General features: G+C 73.8%; 16 protein-coding genes and 1 pseudogene. 9 read left to right on the top strand and 8 right to left on the bottom strand.

What is annotated here, in order from left to right; translation table 11 throughout:
* Positions 1 to 103 precede the first annotated feature (103 nt).
* On the top strand, positions 104 to 922 hold the full coding sequence (locus ACFXG1_RS16500; RefSeq protein WP_384743105.1) for an SAM-dependent methyltransferase: 819 nt from the start codon (positions 104 to 106) through the stop codon (positions 920 to 922).
* Positions 923 to 1,171: 249 nt separating this feature from the next.
* Here ACFXG1_RS16500 and ACFXG1_RS16495 read toward each other — a convergent pair whose 3' ends face one another.
* Entirely contained in the window at positions 1,172 to 1,714 is a 543-nt protein-coding gene (locus ACFXG1_RS16495; RefSeq protein WP_384722040.1) for a DinB family protein, read from the bottom strand.
* Positions 1,715 to 2,055: 341 nt separating this feature from the next.
* Here ACFXG1_RS16495 and ACFXG1_RS16490 point away from each other — a divergent pair, with 341 nt between their 5' ends.
* Positions 2,056 to 3,399, top strand: a complete 1,344-nt coding sequence (locus ACFXG1_RS16490) for a PLP-dependent aminotransferase family protein (RefSeq protein ID WP_384722037.1) — start codon at positions 2,056 to 2,058, stop codon at positions 3,397 to 3,399.
* A gap of 46 nt (positions 3,400 to 3,445) precedes the next feature.
* On the opposite strand, the gene ACFXG1_RS16485 is transcribed toward ACFXG1_RS16490, so the two are convergent.
* A complete protein-coding gene (locus tag ACFXG1_RS16485; RefSeq protein ID WP_384743102.1) occupies positions 3,446 to 3,922 on the bottom strand; it encodes a hypothetical protein in 477 nt (158 codons plus the stop codon).
* A gap of 340 nt (positions 3,923 to 4,262) precedes the next feature.
* Between ACFXG1_RS16485 and ACFXG1_RS16480 the strand changes: the two genes are divergently transcribed.
* Positions 4,263 to 4,853 carry a lytic polysaccharide monooxygenase gene (locus ACFXG1_RS16480; RefSeq protein WP_384743099.1) on the top strand — a complete coding sequence of 197 codons (591 nt, stop codon included), beginning with the start codon at positions 4,263 to 4,265 and terminating at the stop codon, positions 4,851 to 4,853.
* Between the two features lie 192 nt (positions 4,854 to 5,045).
* Here the strand turns inward: ACFXG1_RS16480 and ACFXG1_RS16475 are convergent, their stop codons facing one another.
* The 3 genes from ACFXG1_RS16475 to ACFXG1_RS16465 form a co-directional block, all read right to left on the bottom strand.
* The gene (locus ACFXG1_RS16475; RefSeq protein WP_384743097.1) at positions 5,046 to 6,497 is read right to left on the bottom strand and encodes an FGGY-family carbohydrate kinase; all 1,452 of its coding nucleotides are present in this window, start codon (positions 6,495 to 6,497) and stop codon (positions 5,046 to 5,048) included.
* A gap of 132 nt (positions 6,498 to 6,629) precedes the next feature.
* A complete protein-coding gene (locus tag ACFXG1_RS16470; RefSeq protein ID WP_384723120.1) occupies positions 6,630 to 7,406 on the bottom strand; it encodes a DeoR/GlpR family DNA-binding transcription regulator in 777 nt (258 codons plus the stop codon).
* 5 nt (positions 7,407 to 7,411) lie between these two features.
* Complete coding sequence (locus ACFXG1_RS16465; RefSeq protein ID WP_384723123.1) at positions 7,412 to 8,065, bottom strand: histidine phosphatase family protein; 654 nt, start codon at positions 8,063 to 8,065, stop codon at positions 7,412 to 7,414.
* Between the two features lie 233 nt (positions 8,066 to 8,298).
* On the opposite strand from ACFXG1_RS16465, the gene ACFXG1_RS16460 reads away from it, so the two are divergent.
* The 6 genes and pseudogenes from ACFXG1_RS16460 to ACFXG1_RS16435 all read left to right on the top strand — a co-directional run.
* On the top strand, positions 8,299 to 9,363 hold the full coding sequence (locus tag ACFXG1_RS16460; RefSeq protein WP_384743093.1) for a 2-hydroxyacid dehydrogenase: 1,065 nt from the start codon (positions 8,299 to 8,301) through the stop codon (positions 9,361 to 9,363).
* Positions 9,364 to 9,394: 31 nt separating this feature from the next.
* Positions 9,395 to 10,870: an FGGY family carbohydrate kinase gene (locus ACFXG1_RS16455; RefSeq protein WP_384721259.1), complete on the top strand. Its 1,476-nt coding sequence runs from the start codon at positions 9,395 to 9,397 to the stop codon at positions 10,868 to 10,870.
* A gap of 291 nt (positions 10,871 to 11,161) precedes the next feature.
* Complete coding sequence (locus ACFXG1_RS16450) at positions 11,162 to 12,205, top strand: substrate-binding domain-containing protein (RefSeq protein WP_384743192.1); 1,044 nt, start codon at positions 11,162 to 11,164, stop codon at positions 12,203 to 12,205.
* 171 nt (positions 12,206 to 12,376) lie between these two features.
* Positions 12,377 to 13,273, top strand: a complete 897-nt coding sequence (locus tag ACFXG1_RS16445) for an ATP-binding cassette domain-containing protein (RefSeq protein WP_384719855.1) — start codon at positions 12,377 to 12,379, stop codon at positions 13,271 to 13,273.
* A gap of 71 nt (positions 13,274 to 13,344) precedes the next feature.
* Positions 13,345 to 14,523, top strand: a complete 1,179-nt coding sequence (locus ACFXG1_RS16440) for a sugar ABC transporter permease (protein ID WP_384719859.1) — start codon at positions 13,345 to 13,347, stop codon at positions 14,521 to 14,523.
* A gap of 115 nt (positions 14,524 to 14,638) precedes the next feature.
* Positions 14,639 to 15,823 (top strand): annotated as a pseudogene (locus ACFXG1_RS16435) (hypothetical protein); the annotation flags it as partial.
* Here ACFXG1_RS16435 and ACFXG1_RS16430 read toward each other — a convergent pair.
* From ACFXG1_RS16430 to ACFXG1_RS16420, 3 genes are read right to left on the bottom strand one after another with little or no spacing between them, the layout of a single operon-like run.
* Positions 15,756 to 17,366 carry an MFS transporter gene (locus tag ACFXG1_RS16430; protein ID WP_384743088.1) on the bottom strand — a complete coding sequence of 537 codons (1,611 nt, stop codon included), beginning with the start codon at positions 17,364 to 17,366 and terminating at the stop codon, positions 15,756 to 15,758. The pseudogene ACFXG1_RS16435 and the gene ACFXG1_RS16430 overlap by 68 nt on opposite strands.
* Positions 17,363 to 18,046, bottom strand: coding sequence for an NAD(P)H oxidoreductase (locus ACFXG1_RS16425; RefSeq protein WP_384743085.1), 684 nt, complete (start codon positions 18,044 to 18,046; stop codon positions 17,363 to 17,365). The genes ACFXG1_RS16430 and ACFXG1_RS16425 overlap by 4 nt, the downstream gene beginning before the upstream one ends.
* Entirely contained in the window at positions 18,036 to 18,785 is a 750-nt protein-coding gene (locus ACFXG1_RS16420; RefSeq protein ID WP_384722317.1) for an SDR family oxidoreductase, read from the bottom strand. Before ACFXG1_RS16420 ends, ACFXG1_RS16425 begins: the two co-directional genes overlap by 11 nt.
* Positions 18,786 to 18,832: the final 47 nt, after the last annotated feature.

Raw genomic sequence — 18,832 nt, 5'->3', positions numbered from 1 at the left:
TCAGCCTGTATGAGCCACCCACTGTCGGTGCGGCGGAACGGCGGCACTAGGTTGAGGCGCAGAGATCACTTCTGCATCGCAGGAAAGCCGGGAGGTTCACGCCATGACAGCCGACAAGCCGGGCACCGAGACGGGTCAGTCGCGGCATCCGGAGTTCGACACCGGATCACCGCACTCCGCCCGGGTCTGGAACTACTGGCTGGGCGGCAAGGACAACTACCCCGTCGACCAGGCGGTCGGCGAGGAGTTCCGGCAGGCCTTCCCCGGGATCGTCGATCTGGCCCGGGACTCCCGCGCCTTCCTCGCCCGGACGGTCACCCATCTCGCGGCCGAGGTGGGGATCCGTCAGTTCCTCGACATCGGCACCGGTCTGCCGACCGCCGACAACACCCATCAGATAGCCCAGCGGGCCGCGCCCTCGTCGCGGATCGTCTACGTCGACAACGACCCGCTGGTCCTCGCGCACGCCAGGGCCCTGCTGGTGAGCACGCCCGAGGGCGCTACCGACTACATCGACGCGGATCTCCACGACCCCGCCGCCATCATCGGCAAGGCGCAGGACATCCTCGATCTGAGCCGCCCGGTGGCGCTGACCCTGATGCAGGTGATCGGCCATGTCTCCACCTACGAGGAGGCGCGTTCGATCATCGGGCAGGTGATGGACGCGCTGCCGTCGGGGAGCTATCTGGTCTTCAACGACAGTGTGAGTACGCATGTCGGCAACTCGGAGGCCACCCGCCGGTACAACGACAGCGGCGCCGCGCCCTACTTCCTGCGCGGCCCGGAGGAGATCGCCGGGTTCTTCGAGGGGCTCGAACTGCTGGAGCCGGGGGTCGTGCCGCTGGCTCAGTGGCGTCCGGCGCCGGGCGCCCGCACGGACGGCGACGTCATCGCGCTGGGCGGAGTGGGCCGCAAGCCGTAGTCGCCGAGGCGGCCGGGGCCGCCCGCCCCGGCGGTGGAAGACCGCCGCCGGGGCGGGCCCACGCCCCGGCGGCAGCACCGCGGGCGGGAGACGGACCCGTCGGCGGAGCCGGGAAGGGCCCGTGTCACGGGTGACGGTGACGCGTTCACCGCCGGAGACCGGGGTGGCCCGCCGGTTCAGTCCATGACGATCGACGGCCCGAGGACCACCGGGGCCGCCGTCCAGCACGCCCTGCCCGCCGGGCCGGGGTCAGCCCCCGGCCCGCAGCACCTCGCCGAGGTCGTGGGCGATGTCGTGGAGGAGATGGCGGGTGAAGAACTCGACCGTCAACCGCTCACCGGGCAGCCTCGGGTCCTCGTGGTCCCAGTCGGCGGCGTCCAGCCCGTCGAGCCGTCGGGCCAGCGCCCCGGCGGCGGCGCGCAGTTCGTCGGCGACCCGGCCCGGGTCCTCGTCGCGGTAGAGCCCGGGCACCCGCCCCCGCTCACCCTCCCCGTCCGGCGCGGGACCGGTGGGCGCGGCGCCGAGCGTCAGGTCGAGCCGCTGGTGGAAGAGCAGACACATATCCCGTACATGGCAGCCGTGTTCCAGCGGCGACCAGGCCAGGGTGCCCACTCCGCGCGCGGGGACGGCGGGGTCGGTGAGGACGCGCCGCCAGCGGCTCGCGTAGTCGCGCAGGACGTCCGCGGCGGTCTCACGCCCGAAGGGCCGGTCGCCGAAGTCGCAGCGACGGCAGTGCGGGAGCGGAAGGGACGGCGAGACCGGGACCGGCCGCGTCAGCGGCGTCGCGCTCATCGGACACGGGTTCCTTCCTCATGGCCACCGTCCACCGCCGGGCGTGGGGCGTGCCGTCCGGCGCGGTCGTCCGCCCCGGCACCACTCGGTGTACGGAGCATCGGACGGTTTCCGAGTGTAGGACCCGGAGAGGTTCGGTGCAATCCCCGATATTGCACTCGGTGCAATCACATGATTGGATGCGCGCAAAGCGGGGTGGTGCCGAGCGGCGACGACGGCTCATATCGGTGTCGGGCGGGCGTCGGGCCGTCGTCCGGCCGCTGTCGGCCGGTGGCCATCGGATCTTTCAGGGCTTGTCGGGGCATATCGCGGCTTGTTGGTGGGTGCGGGGAGGAGGGGCGTTGACGGATTATCAGAGCGTCGCGGACACGGTGACGGAGGAGATCAGATCGGGCGGGCTGCGGCCGGGCGACCGGCTGCCGCCGCTGCGGGAGTTCGCCCGGCTGCGCGGGATCGCGCCGTCCACCGCGGGCCGGGTCTACCGCGAACTCGCCCGCAGAGGGCTGACCTCGGGCGAGGTGGGCCGGGGCACGTTCGTCCGCGCCGCCCCCGACTCCCTCCCCCTCTCCCCCGCGCTCACCGAGGGCGAGCGCAGTCCGATCGACATGGGGCTCAACTACCCGGTGGTACCGGAGCAGTCGGAGCTGCTGGCCCGCGGCCTCGGACCGCTGCTGCGCCCCGAGGCACTGGCGTCGGCGCTGGGCCCGGTCGGCCCGGCCGGGACCCCGGCAGCCCGGAAGGCCGCCGCCGATCTGCTGGTCCGCGGGGGGTGGCGGCCCGCGCCCGAGCGGGTGCTCTTCGCCGGGAACGGCCGCCAGGCGATCGCCGCGACCCTCGCGGCGCTGGTCCCGCCGGGGGGCCGGATCGGTGTCGAGGAGGTGACGTATCCCGCGGTCAAGTCCCTGGCGACCCGGCTGGGCGCCACCGTCGTCCCGCTCGCCGTCGACGAGGAGGGGCTGGTACCCGAGGCGGTGGAACGGGCCCGGCGCGGCGGGCCGCTGCACGCGGTCTACGTCCAGCCGACGCTGCACAACCCGCTGTCGGTGACGATGTCGCCGGCGCGGCGCGCCGCGCTCGCCGAGATCCTGATCCGGCTGGGCATCACCGCCGTCGAGGACACCGTCTGGGCGTTCCTCCGGGACGACGTACCGCCGCTGGCCGCCCTCGCGCCCGAGCGGACCGTACTCGTCGACAGCCTCTCCAAGCGGATCGCCCCCGGCCTCAACCTGGGGTACGCGGTGGTCCCGCCCGCGCTGCGCGCCGCCGTCGCGGTCGCCCTGCGCTCCGGCGGCAACCAGCCCATGGGCTTCGCCCTGGAGGCCGCGTCGCGCTGGCAGCGCGACGGCACCGTACGGACCCTGGTCCTGGCCAAACAGCGGCAGGCCGCCGCGCGTCAGCTGACCGCCCGGCGGCTGCTGGCGGGCTTCTCGATCCGTACCGAGCCGATGTCGTACCACTGCTGGTGGGAGCTGCCCGACGGCTGGCGCTCCGACACCTTCGTCGCCGCGGCGGCGCGCCGCGGTATCGGGGTGGTGCCGGCCGCCGCGTTCGCGGTCGCCCGGCACCGCGCGACCGACGCGGTACGGATCGGTCTGGCGTCGCCCCCCGCGCCGGTGCTGGACCGGGCCCTGACCACCCTCGCCCAACTCGCCCGCTCGGCCCCGGACGATCTGGTCGGCGACTGAGGACGCGGGGCGTACGGCGCGTCACCGGCGCCGTACGCCCCCGGGTTCAGATACCCGCCGACGCCATCTCGATGATCGAGCGGTAGTAGGCGGCGGTCGAGACCACGCACGCCTTGTACTGGCGGTCCCCGCGCACCGCGAGGAAGTAGTCCCGGATGTTCTTCCAGTACGAGACCAGATAGCCGATGCCGGGGCGGAAACCCGGGGGTTTGGGCACCAGGGCGTAGGCGGCGGAACACTGGATGATGCGGTCGGTCGCCTGCGACAGGACATCGGCGACATCGGCGTTCATGTTCCAGCCCGCGGCCAGCTCCGGGGTCCAGATGGAGGCGGCGATCTCCCGGAGCTTCTCCTGCTCGTCCGGGGTGGGCTGACTCTGGATCACGGAATGCGCCGTCTGTTGAGCGGGCGCGGCGGCGGGCGCGGCCTGTGCCAGGCCGGCGCCCCCGGCGACGAGCAGCGCGCCGGAGACGGCGAGCGCGACCGCCGAGACGATCGCCGGTCTGCGTGTACGGGTGTTCATCAACGGACCCCTCCCTGTCGCCCGCCGGGCCGGCGGGACTGCTGTGGTCGGTGCGCGATGCACGCTGACAGGTGCCCCCGGGGCCGTCAACGGCGCCTCGTCGGCCGCCGGCGGCGTCGTCCGCTATCCGAGCGGGAACGGTGGACACGCCCAACGCGGAGCACTACCCTCCGACTTGGTCTAGACCTGAAGAGCCGACCGGTTCGCCCCGTACCCGCACCGCTCCCGGCCCGATCCGCATGAGGCGGCCCGGGCCGGGACACCCGGCGGTGCGCCGGGGCGTCCGGCCGCATGCGGCACCCCACTGCCCACTCCATCCCCCCACCCCATGGAGCACAGCATGCGAAGAAGAATCGTTCCGTCCCTGATCGGCGCAGGCATGGCCGGGCTGTTGACGTTCGCCCTGCCGGGCAGCGCCCAGAGCCACGGGTACGCGGACTCCCCGGTCAGCAGGCAGAAGGTGTGCCAGACCGGCGCGGTGCAGAACTGCGGCCAGATCGTCTGGGAGCCGGAGAGCGTCGAGGGCATCCAGGGCTTCCCCCGGGGCGGCCCGGCGGACGGCTCGATCTGCGCCGGCGGCGTCGGCCGCTTCTCCGAACTGGACGATCCGCGCGGTGGCGCCTGGCCGACGACCCAGCTGACGGCGGGCCGTGAGCACACCTTCCTGTGGCGCATCAAGGTCCGGCACGCGACGTCCGACTTCACGTACTACGTCACCAAGGACGGCTGGGACCCGGCCAAGCCGCTCACCCGGGCCGATCTGGAGCCGCAGCCGTTCCTGACCGTACCGTTCGGCGGGGCCAGGCCCCCGGCCACCGTCACGCACACCGGGAAGCTGCCGCAGAAGTCCGGCCGTCATCTGATCCTCGGCGTCTGGACGATCGCGGACACCAACGGCGCCTTCTACAACTGCTCCGACGTGCGGTTCTGACCGCCGGTACCGCCGTACCCGGCTGACCGGGGCGCGGAGCCGGGCACCGGCGGGGGCTCATCCGCCGGTGCCTACGGACAGCGGCGGTCCGGGGACATGGGCCCGGACCGCCGCACCGGACCGCCCGGCGACACCGAAGGCCGACCGGTGACACCCAAGGCCGCCCGGTGACACCGAAGGCCAGCCGGCGTGTCAGCCGTCGAGCCAGCCCCGGGTCCTCAGCCCGGTCACGAACCGGCCGTACGCGTCGTCCAGGGCCGCGCGCTCGTCCCGTACCGGCACCACCTCGGCCCCGGCACCTGGGCCCGCCATCGCGGCGGCGCTCGCGGCGAGGTCCTCGTGGAGCGTGCCGGACGCCGCCAGCAGCGCCGCCCCGAAGGCCGTCTCCGCCCGCCGCGCGACCAGGACCGGGCGGTCGAGCACGGTGGCCCGGATCGCCGTCCACACCGGGCTGCGGCTGCCGCCGCCCGCGGCGTGCAGCGGACCGGTGACGGGCACGCCAAGGGCCTCCACCCGCTCCACCGCCAGCCGTTCGAGGAAGGCGACGCCCTCCAGCGCCGCCCGGTGGGCGTCCGTCTCGTCCTCCGGCACCCCCAGGGCGAACCCCCGGGCCCCGGCCGCGACGAACGGGAACCGCTCCCCCTCGCGGCGCAGCGGATAGCGGACGTACGAGGCGGGTCCCCGCCCGGCGGCGGCCCGGTCGAGCCCGGCGAGCCGCTCCGGGGGCACCTCCGCCAGCGCCTCGCCCCCCGTGTTGGACGCGCCGCCCGGCAGCCACCAGCCGTCGGGGTGGCGGTGGCTGTAGAGGGCACCCGCCGGGTCGCGTACCAGCTCGGCGGAGACGCCCTTGAGGACGTAGGTGGTCCCGAGGACCCCGACGAACTGGCCAGGGGCGACCGCGCCGGTGGCGAGCTGGCCCGCGCAGCCGTCGGTCATCCCCAGCCGGACGGAGCAGCCCGCGGGCAGCCCGGTGGCCTCGGCCGCCGCCGGCGACACGGTCCCGGCCTCCGCGGTGGGCGCCGCCACATCGGGCAGGTACCCGACGGGGAAGTCGAGGGAGGCGAACACCTCGTCGGCCCACCGGCCGGCCCGGGGGTCGTACCCCGTCTTGAGGGCATGGCTCCAGTCCGCGGGCACGGGTCCCCCGGTCAGGGCGCCGCCCACCACATCGGGCGTGTGCAGGACCCGGCGCAGTCCGGTCCCGTGGGCGCGCAGGCACCAGACGGCGCGCCCCAGGGCGGCGGTGGGGCCCACGGTCAGACCGAGGGCGTTCCAGCGGGCGGCTCCGGCGCGCTGGGCTTCGGCGTTGAGGTCGGCGGCGCGCCGGTCGTCGTACATCAGGGCCGGGCCGAGGAACCGGCCGCCGGGCCCCGCCGGGACGATCGTGCCGGAGGTGGCGGACACCGCGACGGCCACCGTCTCCCGGCCGCCGCCGGGCAGCGCCCCGGTGGCCCGGCGCAGCGCCGAGCGGACGGCGGGCCACCAGGCGCCCGCGTCCTGTTCGCTGATGCCGCCGGGACCGCGGACCGGATCCGGCAGGCGCTCCCGCGCCTCGGCGAGCACCCCGCCCTCGGCGTCCACGGCCAGGACGCGGACGGAGGCGGTGGCGATGTCGATCCCGACCACGACGGGGCGACTGCTCATCCGGAACGGGTCCTCTCACGCACGGCGACCGGGGATACGGCTCCGACCAGGGCATGTTCTGGGCGGTGTGAAGTTAACACGTGATCGAACACGGCGGTGGGGACGGTTGGCGGGCGCGGATGGCGGGCGCGGTCAGCGCGCGACCGGCGCCACCGTCACCGAGGTCCGTTCGCGCAGTTCTGCCAGGAGTTCGGGGGCGACCCCGTCGTCGACGATCAGCTCGTCCAGGCCGCTCACCGGGCCGACCCGGTGCAGGGCGGTGCGCGCCAGCTTGGTGTGGTCCATCAGCATCACCTTGCGGGCGGCCGACGCGAGCATCGCGCGCTTGACCAGGACGACGTCCTGTTCCTGGTGGTAGGCCATCCGCGCGTCGAGCGCCGAGGTGGAGACCACGACCAGGTCCACCGAGAGCGCCTCCACGGCTTCGACGCAGGGCAGTCCGTTGAAGGACTCGTGGGTACGGGAGTACTCGCCGCCCAGGGCGAGCAGCCGCACATCCTCGCGTTCGGCGAAGACGTCCACCACCCGGCGGGCGTTGGTGACCACGGTCAGTGGTGCTGCCCCGGCCAGCAGCCGGGCCAGGGCAAGGACCGTGGTCGAGTCGTCCAGCATGACCGACATCCCGGGCTCCACCAGGGTGGCGGCGGCCCGTGCCACGGCCTCCTTCTCGGCCGTGTTCACCCCGAGGCGGTAGTCGAGGTTGGACTCGAAGACCGTGGACGGCCTGGCCGACGCGCCGCCGCGGAACCGCCGCAGCACACCGCGGCGTTCGAGGTCGTCGAGGTCGCGGTGGACGGTCATCAGACTCACCCCGGTCAGCCGCGCGAGATCGGCGCCGGTGGCGGTGCCGTGCCGGACGACGTGGTCGGCTATGGTCCGTCTGCGCTCGTCGGCGGAGTTCTTGGTCATGGCCGTCAGTCTTCCGTACGGCGCGCGGACGCCGGGCGGGTGCCTTCGGCGGGGCCGGTCGGGACGTTCAGGCCGTACAGGGCCGTCGCCCCGGCCGAGATCCGGATCTCGGTGACTGCCGTGTTGTCGAGCCGGGGGAAGAGCAGCCGGTAGCGCCCCAGGGGCAGCCCCAGCAGTGCGCAGAGCGCGATCCGCAGCAGGGTGCTGTGGGCGACGACCAGGACCGTGCCGTCCGGGTGGCGTACCGCAAGATCACGCAGGGCGGCGGTGGCCCTGGCCGCGACGTCCGCCAGGGGTTCGGCGCCCGGGAAGAGTCCAGAGCCGGCGTCCTCGCGGAACCGCCGTACCGCCTCCGGGTCCTCGGCGGCCATCTCCGCGACGGTCCGGCCCTCGCCCCAGCCGAAATCCATCTCCCGCAGCCCCGGCACGACCTCCAGGGGGAGGCCGAGGGCGTCGGCCGCGGGTTCGGCGGTGTGCCGGGCGCGGCCGAGCGGGGAGGCGACGACGGCGCTCACCCCGGCGCCGGCGGCCCAGCGCGCGAGGGCGGCCCCCTGCGCCCGGCCCTTCGGGGTGAGGGCGACGTCGGAGATCCCGGCATAGCGGTTCTCGGCGTGCCACTCGGTCTCGCCGTGCCGGACGAGCAGGAGGCGCGAGGTCATCGGGTGCGGTCCTTTCCGGGGCGGACGGGGATCGGAGCGCGAGGAGCCGGGCCCGCGCACGCCGCGCGGTGTGCGGTGTGCGGTGTGCGGTGTGCGCGGATGGTGGGGGCGGGCGCCGGGACGTGAGGGGACGTCATTGCCGCCTCACGTCACCGCTGTTAAATTTAACAGACAACTCTCGGCCCGGTGCCGGTACGGCCGGGGCCGGCCGCCCCGCAGAAGGAACGGTCCTCATGCGCATCCTCGCCGCCGGTGACCACTTCGTCCGACCCGAGCTGATCAGGACCGCGCTCTCCCAGGAGCTGGCCGGGGCCGGCGGCGACCGCCCCGAGTTCACCGAGCTGACCCTGCCCTGGCCGCACGAGCCGTTCCACTCCGTCGGCGGGGTGCACGAGGCGAGCGGTACGGAGGAGGAGCTGATCGGGGCGCTGACGGGTTCGCCGGGGGTGTCCGTCTGTGTGACCCAGATGGCGCCGTTCACCGAGCGGGTGTTCGCCGCGGCGCCGGAGCTGCGGCTGGTCGCGGTCTCCCGGGGCGGCCCGGTCAATGTGGACCTGGCCGCCGCCACCCGGCACGGGGTGGCGATCAGCTTCGCGCCCGGCCGCAACGCCCCGGCGGCGGCCGAGTTCGCGATCGGTCTGATGCTGACCGCGATGCGCCGGATCAGCGCCGCGGACGCGGACCTCAGGCACGGCACCTGGCGCGGTGATCTGTACGCGTACGAGGAAGGCGGCGTCGAACTCGACGGCGCCACCGTCGGCCTGGTGGGCTACGGCGCCATCGGCCGGATCGTCGCCCGGGTCCTGCTGGCCTTCGGCGCCCGGGTGCTGGTGGCCGATCCGTACGCCGATCCGGCCGGGGCGGCGGCGGACGGGGTCGAGCTGGTCGAGCTGGACGCCCTGCTGCGGCGCAGCTCGGTGGTGAGCCTGCACGCCCGGCTCACCGAGGAGACCCGGCAGCTGATCGACGCCCGGCGGCTCGGGCTGCTGCCGCCCGGCGCGGTGCTGGTGAACTCGGCGCGCGGCGGACTGCTCGACCACGGCCCGCTGCCGGAGCTGCTGAGGAGCGGCCGGCTCGGCGCGCTCGCCCTCGATGTGTACGACGTCGAACCGGTGCCCGCCGACTGGCCCCTGCGCGACGCCCCGAACCTGATCACCACCCCTCATCTGGCGGGGGCCACCCGGCAGACGGCGCACCGCGCGGCGGCGATCACCGCGGCCGAGGTCGGCCGGTTCACCCGTGGTGAGGCGCTCGTCCACCCGGCCAACCCCGAGGTGTTCGCGGCGGGCCGGTCATGACCGCCGCCTCCCGGAAGCCGGAGGGCGGGTCGTGACCGTCGTGCTCGGGGTGGACATCGGCACCTCGGTCACCAAGGCCGTCCTCTTCGACGAGGAGGGCGCGGCGATCGCGTCGGCGGCGCGGCGCTCCCGGCTGGAGCGGCTGCCGGGCGGCCGGGTGGAGCAGGACCTGGACGATGTGGTGGCGAGTGTGGGAGAGGTGGTCCGCGATGTGGTGGCCGCGTCCGGGCGGGCACCACAAGCGCTGGCGCTCACCGGCCAGGGCGACGGGTTGTGGCTGCGGGACGGTGCCGGACGGCCGGTGCGCCCGGCGATCTCCTGGATGGACGCGCGGGCGTCGGACCTGGTGACGCGCTGGCTCGCGGACGGCACGATCCGGCGGGCGTACGCGCACACCGGCTCGGGCATGTTCCCGGGCTGTCACGGGCCGCTGCTGAACTGGCTCCAGGAGCACGAGCCCTCGGCGCTCGACCGGGCGGCCGTCGCGGGTTACTGCGTGGACGCGGTCGCGCAGCGGCTGACCGGGGTGGTCTGTCTGGACGCGTCCGACGCGACGCTGCCGTTCCTCGATCCGCGGACCCGGGGCTACGCGCCCGGGGCGCTGGCCGCCTGCGGGGTGGCCGGGCAGGCGCGGCTGCTGCCGGAGCCCGCGGCCCCGGGGACGGTCCTCGGCCTCGACGCGTCGGGCGCCGGACTGCTGGGCCTCGCCGAGGGGCTGCCGCTGGTTGCGGGCCCGTACGATCTGCCGGCCTGCGCGATCGGCGCCGGGGTGCGGGAGCCGGGCGACGGGCTGCTGATCCTCGGTACGACACTGGCCAGTCAGGTACTGACCGACCGGGTCGATCTGGACCCGGCGGCGGAGCCCGCCGGGATGTGGCTGTGCACCCCCGTGCCCGGCCGGTGGCTGCGCGCGATGCCCGCGATGGTCGGCACGGCCGCCCTGGAGTGGGTGCTCGGTCTGGTCGGCGCGGGGACGGACGACGTGGACGCGCTGCTGGCCGCGAGCCCGCCGGGGGCGCGGGGTGTGACCGCGCTGCCGTTCCTGTCGGAGGCGGGCGAGCGGGCGCCGTTCGTGGAACCCGCCGCGCACGGCAGGCTGGACGGGCTGAATCTGGCCACCGGCCCGGCGGATGTGGTGCGCGCGGTGTGCGAGGCCGTCGCGTACGCGGCGCGGCACTGTCTGGAGACGGCGGGACTCGACGGAACCCTGGCCCTGTGCGGTGGGGGCACCCGCTCGGTGCTGTGGGCCCAGCTGATCGCCGACGTCCTCGGCGTACCGGTCCGGATTCCCGCGGAGGAGCAGGTCGGCGCGGCGGGTGTGGCGGCCGTGGCCAGGGCGTCCCTCGGTACGGACGGCGGGCCGGGGGCGCTGCCGCGGCACCGGACGGTGGAGCCCAGGACCGGCGCGCGGGCGCGGTACGAGGAGGGCTACGCGCGCTACCGCGGCGAGCTGGCCGTCGCGCGGGCCCGCTGGAGCGGATCCGGAACGCGCGTCACCCGTCCCTGAACGTGTTATCACGGCCTGTTGGTTCTGACGGATTCATTGACACTCATCACATGGCCGGTGTTAATTTGACCGCGTTCCCGGTGGCGATCCTGCCACGATCCCCTCCGTGCCGGCCTTCTGAGACCGCCTCAGGCACTCCCCCGCTCTCCCTCCGACGCCCCAGCCGTCCGCCCCGCCCATCCGGCGGACGCCTCCGCGAGTGCAAGGAGAACCGCAGTGCGCCCCTTACCGTCGAAGCCGTTCCCCTGCCCGCCGTTCCCCTGCCCGCCGAAACCGTTCGCCGCGGCCGCGATCGTCGCCGCCCTGATCGTCTCCGCCGCGGCCTGTACGACCGAGACGTCCGGCGGGACCGGGGTCGGTGGCTCCCCGAAGAACGCGAAGATCGCGTTTCTGATGCCCGATCTGGCCTCCACCCGGTACGAGGCGTATGACGCCCCGCTGTTCAAGGCGGAGATGAAGCGGCTCTGCGGCGGCTGCCGGGTCCTCTATCAGAACGCGGCGGGTGACGCCGCGAAGCAGCAACAGCAGGCCGACTCGGTTCTCGCCCAGGGCGCGAGGGTCCTCGTGATCGATCCGGTGGACTCGGCCGCCGCCGCCACGATCGTGCGGACCGCCCGGTCCAGGGGGGTCGCCGTCATCGCGTACGACCGCCCGATCCCGGCGGTGAAGGCGGACTACTACATCTCGTTCGACAACGAGAAGATCGGGGCGATGATCGGCCGGTCGCTGGTGGACCGGCTGAAGGCCGACGGGGCGCGGGGTGGTGTGCTCCAGGTCAACGGCTCCCCCACCGACGCCGCCGCGGGCCTCATCAAGAAGGGCATGCGCGGCGCCCTCGACGCCGGTGGGGTGACGGTGCTCGCCGAGTACGACACCCCGTCGTGGGAGCCGAGCAAGGCCCAGAGCTGGGTCTCGGGCCAGATCAGCAAGTTCCCGGGGCGGATCGCAGGGGTCGCGGCGGCAAACGACGGCACCGGCGGCGGTTCCGTCGCCGCCTTCAAGGCCGCCGGGGTGAAGGTGCCGCCGGTGACCGGCAACGACGCCGAACTCGCCGCCGCGCAGCGGATCGTCGCGGGCGACCAGTTCACCACCGTCTCCAAGCCGATCAGGACGGTCGCCGAGGCGGCGGCCACGGCCGCCCACGCCTTCCTCGAGGGCAGCCGGCCGCGGGGCAACGCCACCCTCTTCGACACCCCGTCGGAGCTGTTCACCCCGACGGTCGTCACCCGCGAGAACATCGCCGACGTCCTCGTCGGCGACGGCAGACCGCTGAAGGCGGCCGATGTGTGCACCGCGACCTACGCGGCGGACTGCGCGGAGCTGGGCATCCGCTGAGACGGGTGTCCGCACGATGACGCCCCCGGGGCGGGGTCCCCTCCGGTCCGGTTCCGCCCCCACCGGATCCCGTTTCCTTCCGTTCCGTCTTCACTCCGTTCCGCCGAGTCAGATCTGTTCCGTTCCGTCGCGGTGGCGACCCGTTCTCGCCCCGCCTGCCGGAAGGCCGCCATGCCGCCACCCCCACCGCCCCTACCGCTCCCGCCGTCGCCTCCGCCCTCCGCCCTGCCGTCGCCCTCCACCGCCGGGGACCCGGCCGGTGAACCGCTGCTCTCCCTGCGCGGGATCGGCAAGTCCTTCGGCGCGGTGGCCGCACTCGCCGATGTCGATCTCGATGTGCCCGCCGGGCGGGTCGTCGCTTTGGTGGGTGACAACGGCGCCGGGAAGTCCACCCTGGTCAAGGTGTTGTCCGGGGTGCATACCCCGGACACGGGCACCATCCGCTTCGCCGGACGGCCGGTGACCGTGTCCGACCCGGCCGCGGCGCGGCGCCTCGGGATCGCGACCGTGTTCCAGGATCTGGCGCTCTGCCCGAACCTCGACGTCGTCGAGAACCTCTATCTCGGCCGTGAGCTGCGGGGCGCGCGGCTCGACGTGGTGACGATGGAGGTACGGGCCCGGGCGCTGCTGGCCGAGCTGTCGGCGCGGATCCCGTCGGTCACGGTGCCGGTGGCGGCCCTCTCCGGCGGTCAGCGGCAGACCGTGGCGATCGCCAGGACACTGCTCGGTGACCCCCGGGTCGTCGTCCTCGACGAGCCGACGGCCGCACTGGGCGTGGCCCAGACGGCGGAGGTGCTCCAGCTGATCGGGCGGCTCCGGGATCGCGGCTTGGGCATCGTCATGATCAGCCACAACATGGCGGATGTCCTGGCGGTCGCCGACACCGTGGCCGTACTGCGGCTGGGCCGCAACAGCGGGGTCTTCGACGCCGAACGGACGAGCGCGTCGGAGCTGGTGGCGGCCATCACCGGGGCCGCGGACGGCGCCGCCCTCCGCCGGGTGGTCCGGCGCGGGGTGTCCGCGGCGGGCCCGGAGTCCGGGCCGGACGTCCGGCGGGAGATACGGTGACGGGCGCGTCGGCAACCGCCCCCGATACCGTCGAACGGGCTCCCGGGCCGCCGCGCGGCCCCGGGGAGCGGCTGCGGGAGCTGCGGCGGGCGGCCGGGGCCCGGTTGCGCGGCGGGGATCTCGGGCTGCTGCCGGTACTCGCCGGTCTGGTGGTGATCTGGACCGTGATGCAGCTCCTGAACCCGGTCTTCCTCTCCAGCGCCAATCTGACCAATCTGGCGCTGGAGAGCGTCCCGGTGGGGGTCATCGCCCTCGGTGTGGTCTGTGTGCTGCTGGTCGGTCAGATCGATCTGTCGGTCGGCTCGGTCAGCGGGCTGTCGTCGGCACTCCTCGCGGTCCTCTGGGTCGACCGGGGGCTACCCGTGTACGCGGCCGTGGCCGCGGCGGTGGTGTCGGGGGCGGCGATCGGCTGGTGCTACGCCCAGGTGTACAACCGGATCGGGGTGCCCAGCTTTGTGATCACCCTCGCCGGGCTGCTGGGGTTCCTCGGGGTCCAGTTGTGGGTGCTGGGCCCCCAGGGGTCGGTCAATCTGCCGTTCGACTCCGGTCCGGTCTCCTTCGCCCAGCTGCACTTCCTGCCGCCCTGGTTCGCGTACGCCCTGGTGGTGGCGGGTGCGGTCGCGCTGTACGGCGCCGGGGCGGCACGGGCCGCCGAGCGCCGCGAGGCCGGGCTGCCCGCCACCTCGCGACGGCTGCTCCTGGGGCGGAGCCTGGCCCTGCTGGCGGGGCTGGGGGCGGCGGTCTGGTATCTCCAGCGGGACCGGGGGGTGGGCTGGATGTTCGTCTTCTTCCTCGGTCTGGTGCTGGTGCTGCACTATGTGCTGTCGCGGACCTCGTTCGGCCGAGCCGTGTACGCGGTCGGCGGCAACGCGGAGGCCGCCCGTCGGGCGGGTATCGATGTGAACGGCGTGTTCACCGCCGCGTTCACACTCTGCTCGACGCTTGCCGCCGTCGGGGGGATCCTGGCGGCGTCGCGGCTGGCGGCGGCCAATCAGAGCAGTGGCGGCGGTGATGTGAACCTCAACGCCATCGCGGCGGCGGTGATCGGGGGCACCAGTCTCTTCGGGGGCCGGGGGACGGCCTTCGCCGCTCTCCTGGGGGTTCTGGTCATTCAGTCGATCTCCAGTGGCCTCACTCTGCTGAATCTCGACTCGGCCTACCGGTTCATGGTCACCGGCGGGGTACTGCTTCTGGCGGTGGCCCTCGACGCCGTGGCCCGGCGCTCGCGGGTCGCCCACGGCCGGGCCTGACCCGGCGCCCGCCGGCCGTCTCCCCGAACCGACCGAACGTCCGACCGTCCCGAACCGAGCACCCGTTCCGCAGCGTCCGCCCGTTCCGTGCCGGACTTGGCCCCGGAAGGATCCCATGCGACCGCGACTCCCCTCACGCCCAGGACTGACGGCGCTGCTGGCCGCCGCGACGGTGACCGCCCTGTCGGCGGGGCACGGTACGGCCCATGCCCGCGCCCCCGCCGGGCCGGTCCCGGCCGCCGCGCCGGCGGCGGCCGGGTTCTCGCCCCCGCCCGCCGTGATCGACGGCGGGGCCTGGCGCTCCGGCCATTTGCAGGGCATGGCGCTGGATCCGATCCGCGGCGTCATGTACTTCTCCTTCACCAATCTGCTGGTGAAGACGGATCTGGCGGGCCGTCCACTCGGCTCGGTGACGGGTCTGACGGGCCATCTGGGGGATCTGGACGTCAATCCCGACGACGGCCGGTTGTACGGCTCGTTGGAGTACAAGTCTGCCGAGGCCTTCTATATCGCCGTCTTCGACCCGGACCGGATGACCCGGATGAACCTGGACGCGCAGACGTCGGGGGTGATGACGACGGTCCATCTTCGGCAGGTCGCGGACGACTACACCGCCGATATGGATGGGGACGGGGTCTTCGACGGCGATACCGGTGACACGCCCGACCACCGGTACGGCACCAGCGGTATCGACGGTCTCTCCTTCGGCCCGGCGTTCGGCGGGCGGGGCGGCAACCGGCTGACCGTCGCCTATGGCGTCTACTCGAACACGACCCGGCAGGACAACGACCATCAGGTGCTTCTCCAGTACGACGTCGGGGACTGGGGCCGGTACGAGCGGCCCTTCTCGGAGGACGATCCGCACCGCACCGGTCCGGCCTCGTCCGACGGCCGGTTTTTCGTCTATACCGGCAACACCACCTATGGGGTGCAGAACCTGGCCTGGGATCCGGCGAGCGGTGACTGGCTGATGGCCGTCTACCGGGGGAGGAAACCGGGTTTCCCCCACTACACCCTCTATGTGGTCGACGGCTCCGCGCCGGTCCGGCTCGCACCGGTCCGCGGTCAGCCGGTGCCGCAGCTGGGGCATCACCTCACTCTGCGGCGGAGCGGACTGTTCGACCTGCCGACCGGGATCTCCGGCCATCGGGCGGCGGGGCAGTACGGCCTCGTCCCCGTCGGCGACGGGACGCATTACGTCGCCGAGGCGGGGACGGTCAGCTCGGGCGGTGTCACACGCCGGACGGGACGCGCGGTGCTGCATCACTGGACGGGTGCGGTGAATCCGTTCGAACGGGTCGGCCGGGCCGTTCCTCGGACGAAGCCGGTCCCACGGGTTCCGCAGGGCGGGGTATCGGTGCACCGACCGGCGGCACGTGCCGCAGCAGGATCCCCACGAGAGCGGCGGTGACGAGGGCGAACCCGGCGCTCAGCAGCGCCGCCCACTGGAGGCCGTGGGTGAACGATTCGCGGGCCGCGGCGATCAGGCCGTCGGCGCCCTCGGGCATTCTCCCGGCCAGGGCCAGTGCGGCTCCGAGGGTGTCACGGGCTTCGGCGGGCGCGCTGTCGGGCATCCCGGACCGGTAGACGGCTGCCGCGACACTGCCGGTGACGGCTATGCCCAGGGCGAGCCCGAGGTCGTACGCCGTCTGGCCGGTGGCCGCCGCGGCTCCCGCCTTCTCCGGGGGTGCCGCGCCCACGGCGAGGGTTGTGCCGAGGACGCTGATCGGAGCCACCCCGAACATGATCACGGCGAGGGCGAGGGAGACCGGGACGACGCCTTCGGCGACGACCAGGGTGGCGTAGCCGCCGATGGCGACCGCGAGCCCGGCGACGATGACGACGGCCGGGCGTATCCGGCGTATCAGGAGGGGTGTCAGCTGGGAGCCGATGACCAGTCCCGCGGCTCCCGGCAGCAGCCATAGACCGGCTTCCAGGGGTGACTTGTCCGCGACGGACTGGAGGTATTGGGGCACCAGGTACTCGACGCCGTTGAGGGCCGTCATCCCCAGCAGCAGGGCGAGCAGGGCGCCGGTGAAGGCCCGGTCGCGGAAGAGCCGCAGATCGAGGAGGGGGTGCGCGAGCCGGTTCTGGCGGCGGACGAACGCGACGGAGAGGGCGGCTCCGGCGGCGAGCGATACGGCTGTACCGGCACCGGGCCCGTGGGCCGCCGCGGTTTTGACGGCGTAGATCAGCGGCAGGACGGCGAGCAGGAACAGCGCCACACTGGCCAGGTCCAGCCGGCCGGCGCCGGGATCCCGGTACTCGGGCAGCAGGACACGGGCGAGCAGCAGGACCGGGAGCATCACCGGAACGCCGATCAGGAAGACGGAGCCCCACCACCAGTGGTCGAGCAGGACGCCGCCGACGACGGGGCCGGCGGCGAGCCCGGCGGAGAGGGCGGTCACCCACAGGGCGACAGCGGTGGCCCGCTGCCGGGCGTCGGTGAACATATGGCTGATCAGGGCGAGTGTGGAGGGGAGGACGGCGGCCCCGGCGACGCCGAGCAGGGCGCGGGCCACGATCAGCATCAGGGGGCCGGTGGCATAGGCGGCGAGCAGGGACGCCGCGACGAAGCCCGCGGATCCGTACAGCAGCAGCCTTCTTCGGCCAACGCGGTCACCGAGGGTTCCCATGACGACGAGGGTCCCGGCGGTGAGGAAGCCGTAGATGTCGGTGATCCACAGGAGTTCGGTCCCGGTGGGGCGCAGGTCGGCGGCGAGGAAGGGGGTGGCCAGCCAGAGGACACCGAGGTCGGCGGTCATCAGGGTGACGGGCAGGAGCAGGACGGCGAGTCCCAGCCAGGGGCGGCGGACGCCGCCCGCCGGGGGTGCGGTGGTCATGCGGAGACCCTCGTTTCCGTGGAGGTGTCGAGGCGGGGTGCGGCAGGGCGGCCGGGGAGTACGGCCGCCTCCGCTTCGGTGAGCAGTTCCTGGACGCGCGCGGGGCGCCGGTGCGGGGGTATCCCGGAGAGTTCCGTCCCGTGCAGCAGCCGGACGGTGGCGTCGTCGATTCCGCAGAAGCGGGAGATGCCCACCCGGAGCTGGAGGTCGAGGGCGTCGTCGAGGCCGCTTCGGGTCCAGCCGTCGGCGTCCGCCCCGGCGAGGCCGAGCCAGATCATGCGTTTCCCGGCGAGCCGGGGGGTGCTGCGGCCGTACGCGAAGCCGTAGTTCCAGACCCGGTCGATCCAGCCTTTGAGGACGGCGGGGACCGAGTACCACCAGACGGGGAAGACGACGACGATGTCGTGGGCGCGCGCGACCCGGGCCATCTGGGCCCGGACCTCGGGTGAGTACTCCTTCTCCCGGTTCTCCCAGTCGGGTTCGTCGGCGGGTGTGAGCCGGGGGTCGAAGTCCTCCCGGTGGAGGTCGAGGAGGTCGACGGTGCCGCCGCCTTCGGTGAGGCGGTCCCGCAGCCGCCCGGCGACCCGGGCGGTGAGGGAGTCGGCCCGGGGGTGGGCGAGGACCAGCAGGGTGTGCCGCCCCGGGGCGCGGGCGGTCGCGGGGGCGAGGTCAGATGCCAAGGCCGGATCCTCCGCTCGCGTCGATGTTCTGGCCGGTGACCCAGCGACCGTCGGAGGAGGCGAGGAACGCGACCACGTCGGCGACGTCCTCGGGCTGTCCCACCCGGTTGAAGACGGAGTACGCCCCGGCGGCGGCCTTCGCGTCGGCGTCGGCCATCCACGGGTGGATATCGGTCTCTATGGTGCCCGGGGAGACCGCGTTGACGGTGATGCCCCGGGAGCCGAGGGTCTGCGCCAGGGTGAGCGTAAGCACTTCGACGGCGCCCTTCGACGCTGCGTACGACGTCATACCGGGGAAGGCGACCTTGGTGACGCCGGAGGAGATGTTGATGATCCGGCCGCCGTCGCGCAGTCGGCTCAGACCGCGCTGGACGATGAAGAAGGGGGCCTTGGCGTTGACGGCGAAGACCCGGTCGTAGTCGGCCTCGGTGACCTGGTCGATGGTGCCGTGTCCGGCGACGCCCGCGTTGTTGACAAGGATGTCGAGTCCGTCGGCGTGCCGGTCGAAGGCTGCCCACAGGGCGTCGGCGTCGCCGGGGACGCCGAGTTCGGCACGGACGAGGAAGCCGCTGCCGCCCGCCGCCTCGACCGCGGTGAGGGTGTTCTGCGCGGCGGCCTCGTTGACGGCGTAGTGGATACCGACCCGGGCCCCCTCCGCCGCCAGGCGGAGAGCGATCGCGCGGCCGATGCCGCGGCTCGCGCCGGTGACGAGGGCGGTCCTGCCGTGGAAGCGCTGCATGGTCTCGGTCCTTCCGGTGGGCCGTCCGCCTGCTGCGTCCGGCTGCT

Source organism: Streptomyces sp. NPDC059248, from assembly GCF_042753905.1.
GTDB lineage: Bacteria > Actinomycetota > Actinomycetes > Streptomycetales > Streptomycetaceae > Streptomyces.
Note: the sequence above shows the minus strand (reverse complement) of the source record. Positions and strands in the feature narration are given on the sequence as shown.

Excerpts from the sequence above, each read along its gene's own strand:
- ACFXG1_RS16500 (WP_384743105.1), top strand. The coding sequence starts at position 104 with ATGACAGCCGACAAGCCGGGCACCGAGACGGGTCAGTCGCGGCATCCG.
- ACFXG1_RS16495 (WP_384722040.1), bottom strand. The coding sequence starts at position 1,714 with ATGAGCGCGACGCCGCTGACGCGGCCGGTCCCGGTCTCGCCGTCCCTT.
- ACFXG1_RS16485 (WP_384743102.1), bottom strand. The coding sequence starts at position 3,922 with ATGAACACCCGTACACGCAGACCGGCGATCGTCTCGGCGGTCGCGCTC.
- ACFXG1_RS16480 (WP_384743099.1), top strand. The coding sequence starts at position 4,263 with ATGCGAAGAAGAATCGTTCCGTCCCTGATCGGCGCAGGCATGGCCGGG.
- ACFXG1_RS16475 (WP_384743097.1), bottom strand. The coding sequence starts at position 6,497 with ATGAGCAGTCGCCCCGTCGTGGTCGGGATCGACATCGCCACCGCCTCC.
- ACFXG1_RS16470 (WP_384723120.1), bottom strand. The coding sequence starts at position 7,406 with ATGACCAAGAACTCCGCCGACGAGCGCAGACGGACCATAGCCGACCAC.
- ACFXG1_RS16465 (WP_384723123.1), bottom strand. The coding sequence starts at position 8,065 with ATGACCTCGCGCCTCCTGCTCGTCCGGCACGGCGAGACCGAGTGGCAC.
- ACFXG1_RS16460 (WP_384743093.1), top strand. The coding sequence starts at position 8,299 with ATGCGCATCCTCGCCGCCGGTGACCACTTCGTCCGACCCGAGCTGATC.
- ACFXG1_RS16445 (WP_384719855.1), top strand. The coding sequence starts at position 12,377 with ATGCCGCCACCCCCACCGCCCCTACCGCTCCCGCCGTCGCCTCCGCCC.
- ACFXG1_RS16430 (WP_384743088.1), bottom strand. The coding sequence starts at position 17,366 with ATGACCACCGCACCCCCGGCGGGCGGCGTCCGCCGCCCCTGGCTGGGA.
- ACFXG1_RS16420 (WP_384722317.1), bottom strand. The coding sequence starts at position 18,785 with ATGCAGCGCTTCCACGGCAGGACCGCCCTCGTCACCGGCGCGAGCCGC.